Source organism: Moorena sp. SIO1F2 (assembly GCF_010672755.1).
Taxonomy (GTDB): domain Bacteria; phylum Cyanobacteriota; class Cyanobacteriia; order Cyanobacteriales; family Coleofasciculaceae; genus Moorena.
Genome location: NZ_JAAHFV010000544.1, coordinates 1 through 2,880 on the forward strand (window position 1 = coordinate 1; position 2,880 = coordinate 2,880).

The window sequence follows — 2,880 nt, forward strand, 5'->3', positions numbered from 1 at the left end:
TTTCCTTTACTGCCCGATCCATTTTCACTTGACCGGGGAGTAAAGGAATATCCCCAGGGATTGCCCGAGGATAGTCTATTGAGTATGGAAGGACAATTGTCCTTTGCTTGGCTGACCAAGGGGTTGACTCAGAGTGGAGTACTCGGGGATGCCACAGCAGCAACTGAGGAAAAAGGCGATCGCTTATTAGCCTCTCTTTGTGATGGTTGGGTAAACGTGATTCGGGATATCTATCGGTTTCAGCAGCCTGATGTAACGAAGAGGTGATGGCTGGCGGGAATCGGGAATCGGGAATCGGGAATCGGGAATCGGGAGGGTTGGGAGGGTGGGAAGTGTGGGGAGAGGGGGAGGTGTGGGAGGTGTGGGAATAGGCAAGAGGCAATGGTGCGCCATTTTCCCATAGTGCTGCATCGCTTTTATGATGCTGCATCGCTTTTATGATACTGTTTTCGTCAATTTTTATGCCCTGAGCCGAAGCTCTCCGTTGCGAAGTTGTCCACAACTCCAGGCTGATCAATGCGGATGGCGAGACTCGAACTCGCATGGCTTTCGCCACACGCCCCTCAAGCGTGCGTGTCTACCATTCCACCACATCCGCTAATAACTCATTTCGTAGGATAACATACAACAGTACTGAGCTGCAAAGCCTAGCTCAAAAAATGCTGTCAAAATTGAAGGGAGTAGGGAGTAGGGAGTAGGGAGTAGGGTAAGAGTTTGTTTAGTCTGGGTCTCGGAGGTGGGTAGGGGGGGAATGGGGAAAAATCCTGTCTACCTCACTCGTGATGACAATTGCGATAGTTTATAAACTATGTTCCTCCCCACACTTCCCACACTTCCCACACTTCCCACCCTCCCCACACCTCCCCATCAATCTTAGTTTTAAATCTCAAATAAAAACCCTATATAGCCAAGCTATTCTATGAAATTTTCAAAGATCTTAATTGCCAATCGTGGGGAAATTGCCTTACGGATTATCCGAACCTGTGAGGAGATGGGGATTCCCACCGTTGCAGTTCACTCCACCATTGACCAACACGCTCTTAATGTCCAACTCGCAGATGAAGCGGTTTGTATCGGGGACCCCCCCAGCAACAAAAGTTATTTAAATATACCTAATATTATTGCTGCAGCCCTCACTCGCAACGCCACTGCCATTCATCCAGGCTATGGTTTCCTATCAGAAAATGCCCGTTTTGCTGAAATCTGTGCTGATCATCAGATTTCTTTCATCGGCCCTACCCCAGAAGCGATCCGAGCCATGGGGGATAAATCTACGGCCAAAGAAACCATGCAACGAGCTGGTGTGCCCACAGTGCCCGGAAGTGATGGATTAGTCAGCTCTGAGCTTGAAGCTCATGCGATCGCATGTCAAATTGGCTATCCTGTCATGATTAAAGCCACTGCTGGTGGTGGAGGAAGGGGTATGCGCCTGGTACAGGATGACAGCCAATTGATTAAACTCTTCCAAGCCGCTCAAGGGGAAGCCCAAGCTGCCTTTGGTAATGGCGGGGTATATATTGAAAAATTTATTCAACGCCCTCGCCATATCGAGATTCAAATTTTAGCTGATAGTCACGGCAACGTAATCCACTTGGGTGAGCGAGACTGCTCTATCCAACGGCGTCACCAAAAGCTACTGGAAGAAGCCCCTAGCCCAGTGCTTGACCCAGAATTGCGGGAAAAGATGGGTAATGCTGCGGTAATGGCCGCTAAGTCCATCAATTACGTTGGAGTTGGCACAGTAGAGTTTCTCTTAGATGCCTCTGGTGAGTTCTACTTTATGGAAATGAACACCCGAATTCAGGTAGAACACCCAGTCACCGAGATGATCACCGGTCTAGACTTGATCGCCGAACAAATTAAAATTGCTCAAGGGGAGAAACTAAGCCTGACCCAAGACCAAGTTACTCTCAAAGGTCACGCCATCGAATGTCGGATCAATGCCGAAGACCCAGACCACAGTTTCCGTCCCCAACCAGGACGAATTAGTGCTTACCTACCACCAGGAGGACCATGGGTGCGCATGGATTCCCATGTTTACCCCGATTACGAAATCCCCCCCTATTACGACTCTCTGATTGGCAAATTAATCGTTTGGGGTCCCACCCGTGATGCTGCCATTCAGCGCATGAAACGAGCCTTAAGGGAGTGTGCCATTACCGGAGTCACCACCACCCTGACTTTCCATCAAAAAATCCTAGAGACACAAGCCTTTCTTGAGGGTCAGGTCTATACCAATTTTGTCGAGAAGGAGATGATGAACTGAACGGCAGCTATGCTGAAGGCAGAGAGCAGAATTAAGCTGTTGTGCATTTAAATTCCACAACAGCTTAGTCAACTAGTCAAGCAGCATAAAATTATTAAAATTTTTGTTAAATAAAGTTTAAATTAAATTCAAATAAATTAATTATCTTATAAAATATCCCTTGTCAAAATTTTGATTTTACTAGGGAAGTATAAAAATGTTGAGTGAACTATTGAACAAAAAACACACCAAGAATTTTTGGGTATACGATGCAGATAAGAATGGATATGTGGAAAAAGCCGACTTAGAGCAATGCGCTCGTAATCTGGCTTTGCTACGAGGTTGGAAAGCTGGAATGCCAGAATTTGAAGATATTAGTGCCAAATATGCGGCAATTTGGCAGAAATTATTCCAGCCTGCCGATATCAATGGTGACGGAAAAGTAGAATTGGAAGAGTATCTGAAGGTGGCCGACAAATCGATTGCTAATTTTCCTAATTCAGCAGAACTTCAAGAAGCTCATAGTGCTAAAGCAAACATTATCTTCAGTATCTTGGATAGCAATGGTAATGGTACAATTAGTCTGGCGGAATACAAACAATTTTGTAAAGCAGTACAGCTCGACGAAGATATTG

Annotated in this window: 4 protein-coding genes and 1 tRNA gene; 3 read left to right on the forward strand and 2 right to left on the reverse strand. The window is 46.1% G+C overall.

From position 1 onward, the window contains the following. Positions 1-84 precede the first annotated feature (84 nt). The gene (locus F6J94_RS32430) at positions 85-267 is read left to right on the forward strand and encodes a creatininase family protein (protein WP_367142312.1); all 183 of its coding nucleotides are present in this window, start codon (positions 85-87) and stop codon (positions 265-267) included. Here F6J94_RS32430 and F6J94_RS32435 read toward each other — a convergent pair. Together F6J94_RS32435 and F6J94_RS32440 are read right to left on the reverse strand one after the other, a co-directional pair. After that, positions 240-401 carry a hypothetical protein gene (locus F6J94_RS32435; RefSeq protein WP_293047780.1) on the reverse strand — a complete coding sequence of 54 codons (162 nt, stop codon included), beginning with the start codon at positions 399-401 and terminating at the stop codon, positions 240-242. The two genes, F6J94_RS32430 and F6J94_RS32435, sit on opposite strands and share 28 nt — an antisense overlap. 116 nt (positions 402-517) lie before the next feature. Beyond that, positions 518-598: transfer RNA gene (locus F6J94_RS32440), tRNA-Leu, on the reverse strand. A gap of 321 nt (positions 599-919) precedes the next feature. Here F6J94_RS32440 and accC point away from each other — a divergent pair. Further along, a complete protein-coding gene (accC, locus tag F6J94_RS32445) occupies positions 920-2,266 on the forward strand; it encodes an acetyl-CoA carboxylase biotin carboxylase subunit (protein ID WP_293047782.1) in 1,347 nt (448 codons plus the stop codon). Between the two features lie 196 nt (positions 2,267-2,462). Next, positions 2,463-2,880 (forward strand): EF-hand domain-containing protein (locus tag F6J94_RS32450; protein ID WP_293047784.1); only part of this gene is annotated, 418 nt, incomplete at its 3' end.